Source organism: Streptomyces platensis, from assembly GCF_008704855.1.
GTDB lineage: Bacteria > Actinomycetota > Actinomycetes > Streptomycetales > Streptomycetaceae > Streptomyces > Streptomyces platensis.
In genome coordinates this window covers 1912882-1931539 of record NZ_CP023691.1, presented here as the reverse complement: position 1 = coordinate 1931539, position 18658 = coordinate 1912882, and the positions used below count along the sequence as shown (strand labels likewise).

19 protein-coding genes are annotated in these 18658 nt (G+C 73.6%); 9 read left to right on the top strand and 10 right to left on the bottom strand.

Annotated elements, in window-relative coordinates; translation table 11 throughout:
* Positions 1–16 precede the first annotated feature (16 nt).
* Together CP981_RS08320 and CP981_RS08315 are read left to right on the top strand one after the other, a co-directional pair.
* Entirely contained in the window at positions 17–622 is a 606-nt protein-coding gene (locus CP981_RS08320) for a TetR/AcrR family transcriptional regulator (RefSeq protein WP_085924316.1), read from the top strand.
* 270 nt (positions 623–892) lie between these two features.
* Complete coding sequence (locus tag CP981_RS08315) at positions 893–1471, top strand: class I SAM-dependent methyltransferase (protein ID WP_244329592.1); 579 nt, start codon at positions 893–895, stop codon at positions 1469–1471.
* Between the two features lie 169 nt (positions 1472–1640).
* On the opposite strand, the gene CP981_RS08310 is transcribed toward CP981_RS08315, so the two are convergent.
* The 7 genes from CP981_RS08310 to CP981_RS08280 all read right to left on the bottom strand — a co-directional run bounded on the left by CP981_RS08310 (position 1641) and on the right by CP981_RS08280 (position 7756).
* The gene (locus tag CP981_RS08310) at positions 1641–2855 is read right to left on the bottom strand and encodes an acyl-CoA dehydrogenase family protein (protein WP_085924318.1); all 1215 of its coding nucleotides are present in this window, start codon (positions 2853–2855) and stop codon (positions 1641–1643) included.
* A gap of 7 nt (positions 2856–2862) precedes the next feature.
* Entirely contained in the window at positions 2863–3951 is a 1089-nt protein-coding gene (locus tag CP981_RS08305) for a phosphotransferase family protein (protein ID WP_085924319.1), read from the bottom strand.
* Between the two features lie 188 nt (positions 3952–4139).
* Positions 4140–5198 (bottom strand): MBL fold metallo-hydrolase, encoded by a 1059-nt coding sequence (locus tag CP981_RS08300; RefSeq protein ID WP_085924320.1) that lies wholly within the window; start codon positions 5196–5198, stop codon positions 4140–4142.
* A gap of 122 nt (positions 5199–5320) precedes the next feature.
* Positions 5321–5683, bottom strand: a complete 363-nt coding sequence (locus CP981_RS08295; RefSeq protein ID WP_085924321.1) for a DUF202 domain-containing protein — start codon at positions 5681–5683, stop codon at positions 5321–5323.
* Positions 5684–5686: 3 nt separating this feature from the next.
* Positions 5687–6097 carry a YidH family protein gene (locus CP981_RS08290; protein WP_085924322.1) on the bottom strand — a complete coding sequence of 137 codons (411 nt, stop codon included), beginning with the start codon at positions 6095–6097 and terminating at the stop codon, positions 5687–5689.
* Between the two features lie 43 nt (positions 6098–6140).
* Positions 6141–6674, bottom strand: coding sequence for an NUDIX hydrolase (locus CP981_RS08285; RefSeq protein WP_085924323.1), 534 nt, complete (start codon positions 6672–6674; stop codon positions 6141–6143).
* Positions 6675–6862: 188 nt separating this feature from the next.
* On the bottom strand, positions 6863–7756 hold the full coding sequence (locus CP981_RS08280; protein WP_085924324.1) for a DMT family transporter: 894 nt from the start codon (positions 7754–7756) through the stop codon (positions 6863–6865).
* A 209-nt stretch (positions 7757–7965) separates the two neighbouring features.
* On the opposite strand from CP981_RS08280, the gene CP981_RS08275 reads away from it, so the two are divergent.
* The 6 genes from CP981_RS08275 (at position 7966) to CP981_RS08250 (ending at position 14442) form a co-directional block, all read left to right on the top strand.
* Positions 7966–9621 (top strand): FAD-binding dehydrogenase, encoded by a 1656-nt coding sequence (locus tag CP981_RS08275; protein WP_085924325.1) that lies wholly within the window; start codon positions 7966–7968, stop codon positions 9619–9621.
* A gap of 353 nt (positions 9622–9974) precedes the next feature.
* Complete coding sequence (locus tag CP981_RS08270; RefSeq protein ID WP_425282209.1) at positions 9975–10970, top strand: hypothetical protein; 996 nt, start codon at positions 9975–9977, stop codon at positions 10968–10970.
* Positions 10971–11033: 63 nt separating this feature from the next.
* Positions 11034–11786 carry a molybdopterin-dependent oxidoreductase gene (locus CP981_RS08265; RefSeq protein ID WP_085927050.1) on the top strand — a complete coding sequence of 251 codons (753 nt, stop codon included), beginning with the start codon at positions 11034–11036 and terminating at the stop codon, positions 11784–11786.
* Positions 11770–12411: a cytochrome b/b6 domain-containing protein gene (locus tag CP981_RS08260; RefSeq protein ID WP_085927049.1), complete on the top strand. Its 642-nt coding sequence runs from the start codon at positions 11770–11772 to the stop codon at positions 12409–12411. Before CP981_RS08265 ends, CP981_RS08260 begins: the two co-directional genes overlap by 17 nt.
* Before the next feature lie 151 nt (positions 12412–12562).
* Positions 12563–13144 (top strand): winged helix-turn-helix domain-containing protein, encoded by a 582-nt coding sequence (locus CP981_RS08255; protein ID WP_085927048.1) that lies wholly within the window; start codon positions 12563–12565, stop codon positions 13142–13144.
* The gene (locus tag CP981_RS08250) at positions 13141–14442 is read left to right on the top strand and encodes an MFS transporter (RefSeq protein WP_085927047.1); all 1302 of its coding nucleotides are present in this window, start codon (positions 13141–13143) and stop codon (positions 14440–14442) included. The genes CP981_RS08255 and CP981_RS08250 overlap by 4 nt, the downstream gene beginning before the upstream one ends.
* 24 nt (positions 14443–14466) lie before the next feature.
* Here the strand turns inward: CP981_RS08250 and CP981_RS08245 are convergent, their stop codons facing one another.
* The 3 genes from CP981_RS08245 to CP981_RS08235 all read right to left on the bottom strand — a co-directional run bounded on the left by CP981_RS08245 (position 14467) and on the right by CP981_RS08235 (position 16965).
* Entirely contained in the window at positions 14467–15612 is a 1146-nt protein-coding gene (locus tag CP981_RS08245) for a sensor histidine kinase (protein WP_085927046.1), read from the bottom strand.
* Positions 15609–16409, bottom strand: coding sequence for a response regulator transcription factor (locus tag CP981_RS08240; RefSeq protein WP_085927045.1), 801 nt, complete (start codon positions 16407–16409; stop codon positions 15609–15611). Before CP981_RS08240 ends, CP981_RS08245 begins: the two co-directional genes overlap by 4 nt.
* Positions 16410–16563: 154 nt before the next feature.
* Entirely contained in the window at positions 16564–16965 is a 402-nt protein-coding gene (locus CP981_RS08235) for a hypothetical protein (RefSeq protein ID WP_085927044.1), read from the bottom strand.
* Between the two features lie 159 nt (positions 16966–17124).
* Here CP981_RS08235 and CP981_RS08230 point away from each other — a divergent pair, with 159 nt between their 5' ends.
* A complete protein-coding gene (locus CP981_RS08230) occupies positions 17125–18549 on the top strand; it encodes a cytochrome P450 (RefSeq protein WP_085927043.1) in 1425 nt (474 codons plus the stop codon).
* Positions 18550–18658 lie beyond the last annotated feature (109 nt).

Genomic DNA, 18658 nt, shown 5'->3' with positions numbered 1-18658 from the left:
AGGACAGGTGAGGGCGATGGCCGGCACGAAGGACGGTAACGGCAACGGCGCTGCGAAGCCGGTGGCCCAGCGGCTGCTGGCCACCGCCACCAGGCTCTTCGCTGAGCAGGGCTACGACCGCACCTCCGTCCAGGAGATCGTCGATGCGGCGGGCGTGACCAAGGGCGCCCTCTACCACTATTTCGGCTCCAAGGACGATCTGCTGCACGAGGTCTACGGCCGGGTGCTGCGGCTTCAGCAGGAACGGCTGGACCACTTCGCGGACGCCGACGCGCCGGTGGAGCAGCGGCTGCGGGACGCCGCCGCCGATGTGGTCGTCACCACCATCGAGAACCTCGACGACACCAAGATCTTCTTCCGCTCGATGCACCAGCTGAGTCCGGAGAAGGACAAGCAGGTGCGCGCCGAGCGGCGGCGCTACCACGAGCGGTTCCGGGCCCTGATCGAGGAGGGGCAGCGCACCGGCGTGTTCGCCGCCGACATCCCCGCCGACCTCGTCGTGGACTACCACTTCGGCTCGGTGCACCACCTGGGGACCTGGTACCGCGAGAACGGGCCGCTCAGCCCGCAGCAGGTCGCCGACCAGCTCGCCGATCTGCTGCTGCGGGCCCTGCGGCCGTGAGCCACGATGCCGGGGTGCGGCGCTGCTCACACAGCTGCACCTGATCGCGCAGCGGGCCTTGACCGCATCCCCTGGAATTTGTTGGATTGCGCGCAAGAGCAGTGGGCATGCGCTCCGGGGCCATGAGACTCAGGGGGCGGTCACGGGCAGGGGCTGTCCTCATCCCGCACCCGTAACCTAAGGTATGGATAGTACTGCTATCTATCGAGTGGGTGCCCTTTGCCTGAAGTGACACTTTTTCTCCGGGAGTACGCACGGACGAGCCGGGAGGTGGGGGCGATCGCTCCCAGCGGCCCCCGGCTCGGCAGGGCCCTCACCCGCTATGTGATCCCCAGCCCCGGCAGTGCCCGCGCAGTCCTTGAGGTGGGGCCCGGCACCGGGGCGGTGACCCGCCATATCGCCGGCGCGCTCGGCCGGCACGACACCCTCGACCTGGTCGAGGCCAACCCGCGCTTCGTCGACCTGCTGCAAGGCGCCTACGGCAGCGATCCGCGGCTCCAGTTCCGCACCGGCCTCGTGCAGGACCACGACCTGGGCAGCTACGACACCATCGTCTGCGGTCTGCCGTTCGCGAACTTCGACGCCCCGACGACCGCGGACATCTTCGACCGGCTGCTGGGCGCCCTGCGGCCCGGCGGCACGCTGTCCTTCTTCGGCTATGTGGGAGGGGCGCGGATGCGCCGCACCTTCACCAAGCGGGCGGGACGCGAACACGTCCTGGACGGGCAGAACACCCTGCGCCGCATACTGGAGCGGCACACCTTCCGTACGGAACTGGTGCTGGGCAATCTGCCGCCGGCCCGGGTGCACCACCTGGCACCGGTCAGCGCCCCCGTTCACCCGGTGTGACGGCGCGCGCCCACCCACCCGCAGACGTTCCCCCGGGCGATGCCGGACAGGCATCACGGCATCGCCCGGACGGCCCCGGACGCCGGCACCCCTGATCCGGGTGCCGGTGCCCGGGGTCCGTCGACGGCGGCCGGCCGGGTCCCGCCCGGGGCCGGCCGCCGGACCCGCGCTACAGGTAGCGCTTCAACTCCCGGCGCGCCAGCGACCGTTGGTGCACCTCGTCCGGACCGTCCGCCAACTGGAGCGTACGGGCCCCGGCCCACAGCTCGGCCAGCGGGAAGTCCTGGCTGACACCGCCCGCGCCGTGCAGCTGCACCGCCTTGTCGAGGATGTCCACGACCGTGCGCGGGGTGGCGATCTTGATGGCCTGGATCTCGGTGTGCGCGCCCTTGTTGCCGACCGTGTCCATCAGCCAGGCGGTCTTCAGTACCAGCAGCCGCAGCTGCTCCACCGCCACCCGGGCGTCCGCGATCCACTCCTGGACCACGCCCTGCTGGGCCAGCGGCTTGCCGAAGGCCGTACGGCTCACCGCGCGGCGGCACATCAGCTCGATGGCGCGCTCGGCCATCCCGATCAGCCGCATGCAGTGGTGGATCCGGCCGGGGCCGAGCCGGGCCTGGGCGATGCCGAAGCCGCCGCCCTCCTCACCGATCAGATTGCCGGCCGGCACCCGTACGTCATGGAAGAGCACCTCGGCATGGCCGCCGTGCCAGTGGTCCTCGAAGCCGTAGACCTGCATCGCCCGCTTGACCTCGACACCGGGGGTGTCGCGCGGCACCAGGACCATCGACTGCTGGCGGCGCGGGTCCGGGCCGTCCGGGTCGGTCTTGCCCATCACGATGAAGATCTGGCACTGCGGGTTCATCGCCCCGGAGATGTACCACTTGCGCCCGTTGATGACGTAGCTGTCACCGTCCCGCGCGATATGGGTCTCGATGTTGGTGGCGTCCGACGAGGCCACCTCCGGTTCGGTCATCGCGAACGCCGACCGGATCTCGCCCGCCAGCAGCGGCTCCAGCCACTGCTTCTGCTGCGCCGCGGAGCCGAACTGCGCCAGTACCTCCATGTTGCCGGTGTCCGGCGCCGCGCAGTTCAGCGCGGTGGGCGCCAACTGGGGGCTGCGGCCGGTGATTTCGGCCAGCGGCGCGTACTGGAGGTTGGTCAGCCCGGCGCCGTGCTCCTCGTCGGGCAGGAAGAGGTTCCACAGTCCCTGCTTGCGGGCCTCGGCCTTGAGCTCGTCGACGATCGCCGGGGTCTCCCACGGGGAGGCCAGTGCGGCCCGCTGCTCATGGGCGGTCTGCTCGGCCGGGTGGACATGCTCGTCCATGAAGGTCAGGAGCCTCTCGCGGAGCTCCTCCGTCCGGGCGTCGAATGCGAAGTCCATGGCTGCCTCAGCCTTCCTTGAGGGTGGTGAGTCCGCGGTCGATGAAGACGGGGACGAGCTCGCCGATCCGGTCGAACCCGGCGCCGACGGTCTGGCCGAGCGTGAAGCGGTAGTGGATGCCTTCGAGGATCACGGCGAGCTTGAACCAGGCGAACGCCGTGTACCAGGCGATGGCGGAGGTGTCCCGGCCGGACCGGGCGGCGTAGCGCTCGATCAGCTCGGCCGGGGACGGGTGCCCCGGAGCGCCGCTGGTGGTGCTCACCGGCGACTCCGGCAGCCCCAGGTCCGAGCTGTACATCACCAGCAGCCCGAGGTCGGTCAGCGGGTCGCCGAGCGTGGACATCTCCCAGTCCAGTACGGCCTTGAGGGTGTCGGCGCCCCTTGTGGGTTCGTTCACCTCCGGGGCGCTCGCCGGGCCCACCAGGACATTGTCGAGGCGGTAGTCGCCGTGCACGATGGCCGGGGCGGGCGAGGCGGGCAGCGCCCGGCCGAGCGCCTCGTGCAGCTCGTCGATGCCCGGCAGCTCACGGTTCTTCGACGCGGTCAACTGCTTGCCCCAGCGCCGCAGTTGGCGCTCCAGGAAGCCGTCGGGGCGGCCGAAGTCGCCGAGCCCGACCGCCTCCGGGTCCACCGCGTGCAGCTCCACGAGCGTGTCGACGAGGGACAGCACCACGGCGCGGGTGCGCTCCGGGCCGAGCGGGGCGAGCTGCGCGGCGGTGCGGTACGGGGTCCCCTCGACCAGCTCCATCACGTAGAAGGGCGCCCCGATGACCGACTCGTCCGTGCACAGCAGCAGCGTCTCGGGTACCGGCACCGGCGTCCGGTGCAGTGCGCTGATCACCCGGTGCTCGCGCTGCATGTCGTGGGCGGTGGCCAGCACATGGCCGAGCGGCGGCCGGCGGACGACCCAGGAGGCGGCGCCGTCGGTGACGCGGTAGGTGAGATTGGACCGCCCGCCCTCGATCAGCTGCGCCCGCAGCGGGCCGCCGGCCAGCCCCGGCCGTTCCTGGTCCAGATGCGCACGCAATCGTGTCAGGTCGAGGCCGGGAGGGTCCTCCCGGTCCCGGTCCTGCGGGGGAGGGGTGCCCTTGCTCATCGTGCTCCTCCGTACGGAGTGGACGGTCCATCGGTCGCTGGCACGATCATGCCGACTAGTCGGTATGGAGTCCAGTGCCGGAGCGTGGGGCGTCCGTCACGCGAGGTTTTTCCGCCGCACCCGCCGCCCCGTCCGCCCCTGCCCCTCATGGCCGCGGGCCCGCCGGCTCCCGCGGCCCACGGGGCGGTTCAGGCGTGACAGGACATCGGGACCCCGCCGTTCAGCACCGTCATATCGCCGAATCCGGCGATCGGGTCGAGCGGGACGCCCGGGGCGGCGCCGCCCAGTTCCGTGTAGGCGCGGTGCAGATTCGCCACCAGCCGCTCGCTCTCGGCCAGCTCGGCGAAGGGGCCGAGATCCGCCTCCTGGGCGGCCTCCAGCGGGGTACGCCCGGCCGCCCGGCCCTCCTCCGCGAGCCGGCCGACGAACCGCAGATAGCGCTCGATCCCGTCGTAGACCTCGGGGCCGGTCACCGGACCGTGCCCGGGGACGACGGTGACCGCGTCCAGGGCCCGCAGCGTTTGCAGCGCGCGCAGTGAGCCGGCCAGCGACCCCATGAAGACGAACGGGGTGCCGCCGTGGAAGACCAGATCGCCGGCGAAGACGATGCGCTCCCGGGGCAGCCAGACGATGGTGTCGCCGGTGGTGTGCGCGACGCCCGGGTGGATCAGCCGCACCTCGGTGTCGCCGACGTGCAGGGTCAGCTCGTCGGTGTAGGTGACCTCGGGCGGGGTGAGGCGGATGTCGCCGTACCCCACCTCCGGCCAGACGGCGTGCAGTTGATGTCCGGCGGCCAGCAGTTCGCGGCGGCAGGAGGCATGGCCGACGATCGTCGCCTCGGGCGCGAAGACGCCGTTGCCGTAGGTGTGGTCGCCGTGGTGGTGGGTGTTGACCACGGTGCGGGGAGCCGGTGCGCCGCTCTCGGCGATCCGTCGGCGCAGCAGGCGCGCCCGGCGCTCGGTGGCGGCGGTGTCCACGACCAGGGTGGCGTCCCCGTCGGTGACGAAGCCCGCGTTGTTCAGGCACCAGCCGCCGTCCGGCTGGATGAACGCATGGACCCCGGCGGCCAGTTCGGTGAGGTAGGGCTCGGGGACGGGGGACCCGTCGGCGGGCGGCGGGCCCGCGGGGGTCCCGGCGCCGGGCGGCTCCGTGGCGTCCGGTCCGGTCGCGCCGGGGCCGGTGGCCGGTGTCGTGGCCGGTGCCCCCGGGTTCTGTGCCGCCGTGTGCCGTGCCGTCGCGTCGTCCATGCGGGTGTGCCCTTCGTCTGATAGCCCGTCACTCCACGCTGCCGAGCAGGGGCCCGCCCGGTGCGCGCGAGGTCGTGTCACGGTACCGCCGCCCCGGCCGGCGGGCGTGCCGCACCCCGGCGTCAGTGCCCCGGCCGCACCAGGATCACCGCGCCGCCCAGCGCCAGCGCCAGGGTGCAGCCGACCAGCAGCAGCGCGGTCCGCGGGGGCAGGGCCGGCGGGCGGCCGCCGGCCATCGCCCGCATCCGGCGGTGGGCGAGGGCCACGAAGGCCGCCCACAGCAGCCCCATCAGCACCGCCAGCGTCACCTCGACCGCTCCCGGGGCATCGCTGCGCAGCAGCTGACGGCCGGCCAGTACCGCCATCGCGGTGGCCGACAGCGTGGTGCGCCGCCACGCCAGCCGGGTCCGCTCCGGCTGGAGCCCGGGGTCCCGGTCGGGAGCCGGACGCGGCGTTCCCGCGCCCGGCGGCTGTCCGCCCGCCATCGGCTAGTCGGTCCGGCCCAGCAGCACCAGCACGACCATCGCCACCGCCAGCACGCCGACGCCCAGGGCCAGCGCGCTGGGGAAACGGGTGACCGGCAGGTCCTCCCCGCGCCGCATCGCGCGCTCACAGCGCACCCAGTGGTTGACCGCCCGCAGCGCACACAGCGCGCCGCCCACCAGCAGCACGACGGTGAAGATCAGCCGCAGCCCCTCGTGCAGCCGGGGCAGGAACTGGTCCACCGCGAACCCGCCGCCGACCAGCGCCAGCCCGGTCCGCAGCCAGGCGAGAAAGGTGCGCTCATTGGCGAGCGAGAAGCGGTAGTCGGGGGTCGCCCCCTCCTCGTGGACCCGCGCGGGCGAGACCCACAGCCGTACGGCCGCGCGGAGCGACCGCAGTCCGTCGGTGCGGATCATGGCCGGAACCCTGGCCCGCGTCCCGTCCCGTACACCGGTGGCATCAGAACTCCCCCGCCTCCCGCCGGGCGAGCACCTGCCGGTAGGCGGCCATCCCGTCCGGCGTCCACGGCCACTCGTCGAGCCGCCGCCCCAGCTCCTCCTCGGTCAGGAACGCGGACCAGTCGATCTCCGACTCCTGCGGGGCGACCGGCAGGGTGCAGCGCACCTGGTAGACCGCGGACCACCAGGAGTGCTCGTCCGTCTCGTAGAGGAACTTGAACAGCGGCTCGGGCTGCGCCAGCCCCTGCACGCCCAGTTCCTCCTCGGCCTCCCGCAGCGCCGCCTGGTCATAGGTCTCGCCGGCGCCGACCACCCCGCCCACGAACATGTCGTAGTGCGCCGGGAAGACGAGCTTCCGCGGTGTGCGGCGGTGCACGAAGATCCGGTCCTCGGCGTCCCTGACCAGGACGAAGGCGGAGCGGGTGCGCATCCTGCGGGCGTAGGTCTCACCGCGTGGAGCCTGTCCCACGACCTGATCGTTCTCATCGACGACGTCGAGGATCTCGTCCGCGTTGAGCGGTTGCTGATCAGCCATGGAGCCATGCAATCACCACGGGCGGGGGCCGCACCCGCCGGGGCGGGGCGCGATGGGCGGGTTCCGGCCGGGGGAGCGGGACGCGAGGAAGGCCCGTACGAGGGAGTCGCACAGGGCCGGACGGGGGAGTGGCGGCGGGGAGGCGCGAGGCGACGGCGCCGGGCGGCGCACCGCCCCGGACGGGCCCGTCAGCGCGGCTGGAGCTCCCGGGCGTTCTCCCGCTGCCCGGCGCCCGGCGGCATCGCCGGATGGCTGCCGATCAGCACGATGCCCGCGACGACGGCCATGATCCCGATCACCTCCGCGGCCAGCGCCCCGGGCGTCACCCGCAGCTGGTCGCCGAGGAACCCCACCCCGCAGAGGATTCCGGCCAGCGGCTGGGCGGCGGTCAGCGCCGGCAGCGACAGCCGCAGCGGCGCCGACTCGAAGGCGCTCTGCACGAACACCAGGGCCAGCACCCCGAGCACGACGATGGCGTACGGCTGCCAGCTGGTGAGCAGCCCCGACCAGCCGCCGGAGCCGAAGCGCTCACCGCTGATCCGGGTCAGCGCGTCCTGGAGCCCGTAGAGCAGCCCGGCGGCGATGCCCAGGAGGGCGGCCTCCAGGCTCACATGCACCCGCTCCCGCTTGGCGACCGCCGCCAGCAGCAGGGCGGCGCCCAGCACCAAGCCCATGATCAGCCACTGCCACATCGGGTCGGCGTTGCTGCGCCCGCCCTGGGGGCGCCCGGCCACGATGAAGGCCGTCACCCCGCCCGCCAGCAGCCACAGCCCGGCCCAGCCGCTGCGGCCGAGCCGCTGGCGGGTCAGCCGTCGTGACAGCGCCATCGCGAACAGCAGATTGGTCGCGAGCAGGGGCTCCACGAGGGTGATGTCGCCCATCCCCAGCGCCACCGCGCCGAGCGCCATCCCGACCACCATCAGACCGATACCGGCCACCCACAGGGGCATCCGCACCAAGTCGAGCAGCAGACGGAAGGAGAGGAAGTCCTTCATCGGGGCGTGTTGCGCCGCGGCCTGCTGAAACACGAAACCGAGTCCCAGGCAGCAGGCCGCGCCAAGGGCGAGCAATATCACCGTCACGTCGCACCTCGTATCGCGCGGGGTGGGGGGATGCGCCTGAGGATAGTCATCCGGCGTCGGGCGTGGGGTGGCCCTCGTCACCCCCATTCTCCCGCGCGCCCCGGTGTACCACCCGGTAACTCCATGGTTGACGCGGCAGACGGGTGCGCTGAGGATCGTTCCACCGTTGCGGCCGGGGCGCCCGGCGTGCCCCGTTGAGGAGAGCAGAGATGGCGTACGACGCTGATGTGATCGTGATCGGAGCGGGGCTCGCGGGCCTGGCGGCCACCGCCGAGCTGGTGGACGCGGGACGCAAGGTGATCCTCCTCGACCAGGAGCCCGAACAGTCCCTCGGCGGACAGGCCCACTGGTCCTTCGGCGGTCTCTTCCTGGTCGACTCGCCCGAGCAGCGCCGGCTCCGGGTCCGCGACAGCCACGCGCTGGCCTGGCAGGACTGGCTGGGCACGGCCGGTTTTGACCGGCCGGAGGATCACTGGCCGCGCAAATGGGCCGAGGCCTATGTCGACTTCGCGGCCGGCGAGAAACGCGCCTGGCTGCACCGGCAGGGCGTACGGCTGTTCCCCGTCGTCGGCTGGGCCGAACGCGGCGGCTATGACGCGACCGGGCACGGCAACTCCGTCCCCCGCTTCCACATCACCTGGGGCACCGGGCCCGGTCTGGTCGCCCCGTTCGAGCGCCGGGTACGGGCCGGAGCGGCCCGTGGCCTGGTGGAGCTGCGCTTCCGCCACCGGGTGACCGGGCTGTCGCGCAGCGCGGGGACCGTGGACACCGTCAGCGGCGAGATCCTGGAGCCGTCGGACGTGGAACGCGGCCGGCCCAGCAGCCGCGAGGTGGCCGGCGCCTTCGAGCTGCGGGCGCAGGCCGTGATCGTCACCTCGGGCGGTATCGGCGGCAATCACGAGCTGGTGCGCGCCAACTGGCCGAAGCGGCTCGGCAGGCCCCCGAAGCGGATGCTGTCCGGGGTCCCGGCGCATGTGGACGGCAAGATGCTGGGCATCGCCGAGGCGGCCGGCGGCCGGCTCATCAACCGTGACCGGATGTGGCACTACACCGAAGGCATCGACAACTGGAACCCCATCTGGCCGCTGCACGGCATCCGGATCCTGTCCGGCCCGTCCCCGCTGTGGCTGGACGCCCGCGGCAAACGGCTGCCGGTGCCGCTGTTCCCGGGCTTCGACACCCTCGGGACGCTGGAGCACATCATGCGGACCGGCCATGATCACACCTGGTTCGTGCTCACCCAGAAGATCATCGAGAAGGAGTTCACCCTCTCCGGCTCCGAGCAGAACCCGGATCTGACCGGAAAGAGCATCCGGGACGTGCTGGGCCGGGCCAGGGCCGGTGCGCCGGGCCCGGTGCGGGCCTTCATGGACCACGGCGCGGACTTCATCGTCGAGCGGTCGCTGACGGACCTGGTGCGGCGGATGAACGAGCTGACCGGAAAGCCGCTGATCGCGGAGGACGCGCTGCGCGGCGAGATCGTCGCGCGCGACCGCGAGATCGCCCACTCCTTCACCAAGGACCTCCAGGTGACGGCGATACGCGGGGCCCGGAAGTACCTCGGCGACCGGCTGATCCGCACCGCCGCCCCGCACCGGCTGCTCGACCCCAAGGCGGGCCCGCTGATCGCCGTACGGCTGAACATCCTCACCCGCAAGACGCTCGGCGGCCTGGAGACCGACCTCTCCTCGCGGGTGCTGGCCGACGGCGGCGCGCCTCTGCCCGGTGTGTACGCGGCGGGCGAGGCGGCCGGGTTCGGCGGCGGCGGGGTGCACGGCTACCGCTCGCTGGAGGGCACCTTCCTCGGCGGCTGCCTCTTCTCCGGGCGTACGGCGGGGCGGGCGGCGGCGCGGGCGGTGTCCTGACGGGGACGGAGGCGGGGACGGGCAGCGGGGACGGGGGACCGGGGCGGGGGAGGGGAGACGGGCGGCGGGGACGCGGGCGGTGCGCGTTCCGGCCGCCATCCGTCTCCCCCTTCCGTTGGCCGTCCGTTCAATACCGTGATACGGAAGGGGGGTTGGGGCGGATCCAGCCATTCCCCTTCCCGCCTTGACGCGGAGCTCTGCGTACCGCTTTGCTGTGCGTGATGACTGGTGCGGACCAAGCCATCACCCTCTGTAGAGGCGCGTACGGATCCGGTCCCTCCCCACTGAGGGCGACTCAGGGGGTTGTTCGGGGCCGGTGCGGCGCGTCATGGAGCCCCTGACCCGTGATTTCGATTTCCCCATCCCCACCGCCGCAGCTCGCACCCGCCCGCTGCCCGGCCGGCCCGGCCCTCGCCCCGGTCCTCGCCCCGGCCCTGGACGACGCTCAACTGTCCCTCGCCGCCGACGCCTTGGCGCTCGGCCAGTGGGCCCGGGTGCGCGGCCTGCTCGCCGAGACCGGCCAGGACTGGGATCTGCGCGGCCACCGATTAACGGTCCTGGCCACCTCGCCCGGCAGCGCGGCCTGGGCCGGCGACTGGCGGCTCGCCGAACCGGACAGCGGTGACGCCGCCACCCTCCTGGCGCTCGCCACCGTCCGGCTCGCGCTGCACGGCGAGAGCAGCGCCGAGGCCGCCGCCGACGCCTGTGCCACCGCCGCCCGGCTGCTGCCCGAGGACCCGACGCCCTGGCTCGGCGCGCTGATCCTCGCCCGCCGCACCGGCACCCCGGAGGCCCGGGCGCACGCCTTCCAGCAGATCCGTGCCCGGCACCGCGACCACCATCACGCACATCACCTGATGACGGCCGCCCTGGCCGAGGAGCATCCCGGCGCCCGCGAGGACCCCCGGCACCCGGCCCATGCCTTCGCCGCCCGCGCCGCGGCCCGCGCCCCCGCCGACTCGCCGCTCGCCCTCCTGCCCCTCGTGGCCCACACGGAGCGCTACCGCGTCCTGGCCACCGCGGGCCCGGCACCCCGTCCGGACCGGGGCCACTGGTCCACCCGGCGCGCCCACCAGATCCTGCGGGACGCCTTCGACTGGTGGCTGGAATGGGGCGGTGAGGACCACCCCCGCGCCAAGGTCGATCTCAACTTCCTCGCCCACGCCACCTTCCATGAGGGGTGGATGGCCGAGGCCGCCGCGCTCTTCCAGCGCATCGGCCCGCACCCCACCCGGACCCCGTGGTCGTACGCGGGCCGCGACGCCGACGGCGCGTTCCGGGCCGCCCGGGACACCGCCCTGCGCCGCGCCGGGGACATCACCGCACCGTGCCCCCGGGGACGACGATGACGAAAGTCTGACGCCGGGGCCCGGACACTGGCCCCGGCGCCCGTCCGGTGTTCGAATCGAGGCATGACCAGGGACGACAGGCCGGACCGCGCGGCGGGCGGCGGCAGGGACGGGCAGGGCACCCCCGTGGGCCGTCGGGTGGTGCTCGGCATGCTCGCGGCCGGTGCCGCCGGAGTGGCCACGGCACCTCTCCTCCAGCGTGCCTACGACAGTGCCCTCGGCGCCGCCGCGCAGAAGGACCCCACCGGCCTGTCAGGGCTGCTCCCGGGCGGCGGCGGCTTCCGCTACTACTCGGTGACCGGATCCGTACCGGAGAAGGACGCCCACCACTACCGGCTGACGGTCGACGGCCTGGTGCGTCACCGCGCCGGCTACAGCCTCGCCGACCTGCGCCGGATGCCGCAGACCCGGCTCGTGCGCGATGTCCAGTGCGTCACCGGCTGGCGGGTGCCCGGCACCCCCTTCGAGGGGGTCCGCCTCTCGGCCCTGCTCGATGCCGCGGGGGTCCGCCCCGAGGCCCGGGCCGTCCGCTTCACCTGCTTCGACGGCGCCTACAGCGAGTCGCTCACCCTCGAACAGGCCCGCCGCGACGACGTCCTGGTCGCCCTGCGGATGCAGGACAGACCGCTCGCGCATGCGCACGGCGGCCCGGTGCGGCTCTATGTCGCGCCCATGTACTTCTACAAGTCGGCGAAGTGGCTCTCCGGGATCACCGTCACCGAACAGGTCGAGCCCGGATACTGGGAGGACCGTGGATATGACGTCGACGCCTGGGTCGGCCGGTCGAACGGACGCGACGATGCCCCCACGACCTGACGCCCCCTCGGCACCCGTCGCCGAGCGCCCCCGCGTCCCCCGCTTCACCCGCGCGGAACACCGGGTGCACCGCGCCACCGCCACCCTGATGGCCGTCTGCGTCCTCACGGCGGGCTGTCTCTACCTCCCCTTCCTCGCCGAACTCGTCGGCCGCCGCGCCCTGATGGTCACCGTCCACGAGTGGTCCGGCATCCTGCTGCCCGTCCCCCTGCTGCTGGGCCTCGGCTCCCGCGCGCTGCGCACCGACCTCACCCGCCTCAACCGCTACGGCCCGCACGACCGCCAGTGGCTGCGCGCCGCACTCCGCCGCCGGGGCGGCCGGCCGGCCGGGAAATTCAACGCCGGCCAGAAGCTCTACGCCGCCTGGATCGCCGGCGCGGTTCTCGTGATGCTGGGCACCGGCCTGTTGATGTGGTTCACGGATCTCGCGCCCCTGGTCTGGCGGACCGGCGCCACCTTCGTCCACGACTGGCTCGCGCTCGCCGTGGTCCTGGTGATCGCTGGCCATGTCTGGAAGGCCTTCGGCGACCCCGAGTCCCGCCGCGGGCTGCGCACCGGGTCGGTCGATGCCCAATGGGCCCGCCGCGAGCACCCGTTGTGGGAGCACGAGGACAACACGCGGTAGCGGGCGGCAAGTTGCAGAGAACTCTTTGCAGAGAACCCTGTGCAGAGGAGTCTCTGCAACTCTAGGCTGTCGTCTCATGAGCGATGCCCCTGAGCCGGAGCGGCCTCAACCGCCGTCCGCAGCCCCTCCCGCCGCCCCTCCCGTGCGCCGGATGGACGCCCGCAGTCTGCGCGGCCTGGCGCATCCCCTGCGGATGCGCATCCTGGACCTGCTGGCCCTCGACGGCCCGGACACCGCCACCGGACTCGGCCGCCGCCTCGATGAGAACACCGGCACGGTCAGCTGGCATCTGCGCCACCTCGCCGACCACGGCTTCATCGAGGAGGAGACCGGCCGAGGCACCCGCCGCGAGCGCTGGTGGCGGGCGGTGCGGGTGGCCCGCCGCCTCGACACCAACGACTTCCGCGACGACCCCGACAGCCGGGGCGCGCTGGCGGTCTATCTGCACGAAACCGTCCACCGGGACTTCGGCCAGGTGACCACCTACCTCGCCGAGGAGTGGGCCGCGGAGTGGCGTGACGCCGGGACGCTCTCGCGCTGGCAGGACCTGCGCCTGACTCCGGACCAACTGGCCGCACTGAACGCGGAGTTGGAGGCCGTGGTCGTCCGGCACCGGGAGGCGGCGGCGCGCGAGGCGGCGGCGGGGGACGGGGCGGCGCCGGGTGCCGAGGAGGCCCGGCCCGTGATCGTCCAGCTCCAGTCCTTCCCCCGCAAGGAACGGGACGAGCGATGAGCCAACTGCTGCGCCGCCACCGTGACTTCCGGCTGCTGTGGTGCGGGGAGACGGCGGGCAAATTCGGAGCGGCGGTCAGCACGGTGGCGATGCCGCTGGTGGCCGTCTCCACCCTGCACGCCACCACCTTCGAGGTCGCCCTGATCAGCGCCTGCGGCTGGCTGCCCTGGCTGCTGATCGGCCTCCCGGTCGGGGTCTGGGTGGACCGTCTGTGCCGCCGCCCGCTGATGCTGGCCGCCGCGGGGACCTCGATGGTGCTCTTCGCCGCCGTACCGGTCCTGGCCCGGGCCGGCGGGCTCACGCTCGGTCTGCTGATCGCCGTGGCCCTGCTGACCGGTGGCTCGGCGGTGCTGTTCCAGACCGCGTACAGCGCCTACCTCCCCACCCTGCTCGCCCGGGCGGACCAGGCCGAGGGCAACGCCAAGCTGCACGGCAGCGCCTCCGCGGCCCAGATCGCCGGGCAGGGGGCGGGCGGCCTCATCGCCCAACTCGCGGGCGCCGTCAACGGGTTGTTCGCCCATGCCGCCACCTTCCTCGTCGCGCTGCTGTGCCTGCTCGGCATCCGGTACCGCGAACCCCGCCCGGCGGGCCGGGAGGGCGCACCGAGGTCGCTGACCGGGGAGGTCGCCGAGGGGCTGCGGCTGGTCGCCGGTGACCCGTGGTTCCGTACGCTCACGCTCTTCGGCGCCGCCTCCAACCTCGCGCTGATGGGATACCAGTCCCTCACAGCGGTCTTCCTGGTCCGCGAGGTCGGGCTGCCGCCCGGCGCGGTCGGCGGGCTGCTGGCGATGGCGAGCACGGGCGGTATCGCGGGCGCCTTCGTGGTGCGCCGCACCGCCGGCCGGCTCGGCACCGCCCGCGCCATACTGCTGTTTGAACTCGGTGTCCCCAGCGCGGCGCTGCTCATCCCGCTCACCGCCCCGGGCGCCGGGGCGCTGCTCTACGTGGCGGGCAGTTTCGGCGTCAGCGCGGGAGTGGTGGCCGGAACCATCCTCAAGGTGAGCTTCCAGCAGAGCTACTGCCCGCCGCCGCTGCTCGGCCGGCTGGTCGCCAGCAGCGCGTTCCTCAACTACGGCACCCTGCCGCTGGGCGCGCTGCTCGGCGGCGCGCTCGGCTCCGCCCTCGGCGTCCGCACCGCGATGTGGATCATGACGGCCGGGGTGCCGCTGGCCGCCCTGATCCTCTTCTTCTCGCCGGTCCGGACGGTCCGCGACCTGCCGGTGCGCCCGGCCGAGCAGGAGTCCGGCGGGCCCGGCCCCGGGGCGGCGGAGCGGAACGGGGCGCCGGCGCACCGCTGAGGCGGCGCCGGGCCGCCCGTACGCTCATGCCGCGGGCGGCGCCGCCGGTGCCTCCGCCGCCGGCAGTTCGACCTCGAAGCGGCAGCCCGCCCCGGTGTTCCGTACCGTCGCCCGGCCCTCATGGGCCGCCACGATCCCGCGGACGATCGCCAGGCCCAGCCCGGCGCCGCCCATACCGTCCGCCCGCGGGGTGCGGGCCGCACCGCCGCGCCAGCCGGTGTCGAAGACCCGCGGCAGATCCTCCGGCGGGATGCCGCCGCAGCCGTCCTCGACCGCGAGCACCACCCGGCCCTCCTCGTGCCGGGCGCTGACCGCGACGGTGCCGTCGGCGGGCGTCGCGCGGATCGCGTTGACCAGCAGATTGCCCAGGACCCGGGTGATCTGCTGGGCGTCCACCCGCACCGGCAGCGGGACCACCCCGCCGTCCACCAGCCGCACCCCGCTCGCCCGCGCCAGCGGCCCGGCCCCGGCCAGCGCCTCGCCGACCAGGTCGTAGACCGACACCCGCGACAGCGTCAGGGCCAGCGCCCCGGCCTGGATACGGGACAGTTCGAAGAGGTCATCGACCATCGCGGCCAGCCGGTCCACCTCGATCCGCATCCGTGCGTGATAGCGCGCGGTGTCCTCGGCGACCCCGTCCTCCAGCGCCTCGGCCATCGCCCGCAGCCCGGCGAGCGGAGTGCGCAGATCGTGCGAGATCCCGGCGATCAGCTCGCGCCGGGAGGCATCCAGCGCCCGTTCCCGCTCCCGCGCCTCGGCCAGCTGCCCGCTGGTCTCCTCCAACGCCCGTGACAGCGCGGCCAGTTCGGCCGTCGGCGGTTCGGCGGGCGCCACGAAGCCGCCCTCGCTGCCGACCGTACGGGCTGAGCGCGCCAGCTCCCGGCTGCCCGCCGCGATCCGCCGCCCGAAGAGCAGCGCCGCCGCCAGCGACACCACCCCGGAGACGGCCACCACGGCCATCACCACGCCCAGGTCGTGCCCCGACAGGAACATCGCCTGGGCGACCGCCACCGTGCCCGCCGCCATCGCGGCCACCGCCAGCGCCGCCACCGCGAACAGCGACAGCGCGACCGAGCGCCGCCGCAACACCCGTACCGCGGGCGCGGCGAGCAGCCCGGCCAGTGCCGCGCCGAGCGCCGCCAGCGCCACGATGACCAGGAAGTCCGTCATGGGTGCAGTTCCCCTCCCGGCAGCGGGCCGTCCTCCGGCGGCGGCTCGTCCTCCACGGGGTCGAAGCGGTAGCCGGCGCCCCAGACCGTCGTCACCAGCCGCGGCGCCGCCGGATCGGCCTCGATCTTCTCGCGCAGCCGCCGTACGTGGACGGTCACCGTCGACAGATCGCCGAACTCCCAGCCCCAGACCCGGTGCAGCAGCTCCTCCCGGGAGAAGACCCGCCCGGGGTGGCGCATCAGGAAGACCAGCAGATCGAACTCGCGGGTGGTGAGCGAGAGCGCCCGCCCGGCCCGGTCGGCCCGCCGGCCGCCGGGGTCGGCGGACAGATCCCCGGCCCGCAGGACGGCGGCGGGCGCCGTGGCCGGCGGCGCGGCCTCCGCACGGCGCAGCACCGAGCCGATCCGCAGCACTAGCTCCCGCGGGCTGAACGGTTTGGTCACATAGTCGTCCGCGCCCAGCTCCAGACCGAGGATGCGGTCCGCCTCCTCGCCGCGCGCGGTCAGCATCACCACCGGCACCGCGGGGCCGTCGCCGCGCCGCAGCCGGCGGCACACCTCCAGGCCGTCGATGCCCGGCAGCATCAGATCGAGCACGACGAGATGCGGACGGAAGTCCGCGGCCCGGTCGAGGGCGGCGAAACCGTCGGCGGCATGGGCCGTGGTGTAGCCGGCGCGGGAGAGATAGCCGGTGACGACCTCGGCGACGGTCGGATCGTCCTCGACCACCAGGACACGGCGCGGCGGCCCGGCGGCGGGGACGGGCGGGGGTGTGGGCGGCGGGGTGGCGGGGTGCACAGGTCAGCGTGCCCTTCCCGGGAGGTGCGTCATGGCCCCAGCCAACACCACCGGGGGCGGACGCGGGTGGCCCGGTCCGGCTTCGTAAGACTCCGGTAACCGAGGGCGGTGCCGGGGGCGGGTGAGTGCGGGGGCGCGGCGGCGGCCCGGTGCCTCAGCCCTCCAGGCCCTCCCGCACCCGCCGCGACACCGTGATCGCGTACAGGTCGAGCACACCCGGCGGTTCGGCGAGACCGGGGCCGCCGGCGCGGATCCAGGCGGCGATGTCGGCCAGCGCCTCGTCGTCGTTGACCAGTCCCAGCCAGACGGGCCGGCCGCCGGCCGCCCGGCCCGCGGCCGACGGCTGGACCACGACCACATTGGCCTGGTCGCAGACGTCCAGGCACTCCGAGGCGCGCACCGGAGCCGCGCCGTCGAGCGCCGCGCGCAGGCGGGGTATCTGCCCGGTGTGGTCGACGCCCGGGATCTTGGCCGCGTCGCCGCAGCAGCAGCCGCGGCATACGGTGACCCGGCACGGGGCTGCGGTGGCGGTCCGTCCGGCAGGCTTGTTGATCACCGAGTCATGCTACGCGGGCCGTTGACGGCGCCCGACGCCGGGAGAGAAACCCGGCCTGCCGGAGAGAAACCCGGCCCGCCGAGAAGGAAACCCTGCCCACCAGGCGAGAAACCCGGCCCGCCGGGATAGACAGCGGGCTCGCCGGGATAGACATCCGGCATGTCCCTGACCGAATCCCTTCCCCCTCAGCCCGGTTCCGCCCCGGAGCGCGCGATTCCGGGCCCGGCCGGCCTTCCCGTGCTCGGCTCGATGCTCGACCTCCGGCGCGACTCGCTCAGCACGTTCTTACGGGCCCAGCGGGAGCACGGCGATGTGGTCCGCCTGGAGGCCGGGCCGCCGGGCCTGCGCAGCGTCTTCCACGCGGTCTTCGCGCCCGAGGGCGTCCAGCAGATCCTCGCCTCCCGGGCCGCCAACTTCCGCAAGGATCACCCGCTTTACGAGGAGGTCCGGCAGGCCTTCGGCAACGGCCTGCTGACCAGCCAGGACGCCGACTACCTCAGACAGCGCCGGCTGGTGCAGCCGCTGTTCACCAAGCGCCGGGTCGACGGCTACGCCTCGGCGGTGACCACCGAGGCCGCCACGCTGGCCGACCGCTGGCGGACCGCGGGCAGCGGCACCGTTGATCTGGTCCCCGAGATGAACCGGCTGGCGCTGCGCACCGTCTCCCGGATCCTGTTCGGTCTGGACGCGGAGGCGGCGGTGGACGCCATCCACCGCTGCGCCCCGGTCATCAACGCGTATGTCGTCCGGCGCGCCTACGTCCCCGTGAAGATCCCCCGCGAGTGGCCCACCCCCGGGAACCAGCGGGCGCGGGCCGCCACCGATGAGCTGAACGCGCTGTGCGACCGCATCGTGGCGGACCGGCGGGCCTCGCGCGCCACCACCGGGGGCGCGGACGGCGCGGGCGAGGATCTGCTGTCCCTGCTCGCCGCTGCGGGCAATGACGAGGACGGCTCGCTGGACACGACCGAGGTCCGCGAACAGGTCCTGATCTTCCTGCTGGCCGGGCACGAGACCACCGCGACCTCCCTCGCCTTCACCCTCCACCTCCTCGCCCGGCACCCGGAGGAACAGACCCGGGTCCGCGACGAGCTCGACCGCGTCCTGGGCGACCGCACCCCCACGGCCGCCGACCTGGACCGACTGCCGTATCTGACACAGGCGCTCAAGGAATCGATGCGGCTGTATCCGGCGGCGCCGGTGATCAGCCGCCGGGCCGTGGCGGCCGCCGAGATCGGCGGATGCCGCATCCCGGCCGGTGCCGATGTGGTCGTCGCGCCCTGGGTCACCCACCGCGACCCGGAGCTGTGGCCGGACCCGGAGCGCTTTGACCCGCGGCGCTTCGACCCGGAGCCGGAGGCGGCGCGGCACCGCTACGCCTGGTTCCCGTTCGGCGGCGGGCCGCGCGCCTGCATCGGACAGCACTTCTCGATGCTGGAGTCCGTGCTGGCGCTGGCCGTGCTGCTGCGCGGGTACGAACTCGACGCCGTGGACGAGGAGGTGCCGGTCTCGGCCGGAATCACCCTCCAGGCGACCGGTCCGGCGCGGGTGCGTCTGCGGCCGCGCGCCGGGGCGGGGGAGTAGCGGCCAGGGGACGCCGCCCTGGAGAAATAAACGCAACGAAAAATGCGTTTGCTTTTCGGTGGCGTCCCCCGTACCGTCAACATCGTTCCTGTTGCCGCCGATCGGAGAA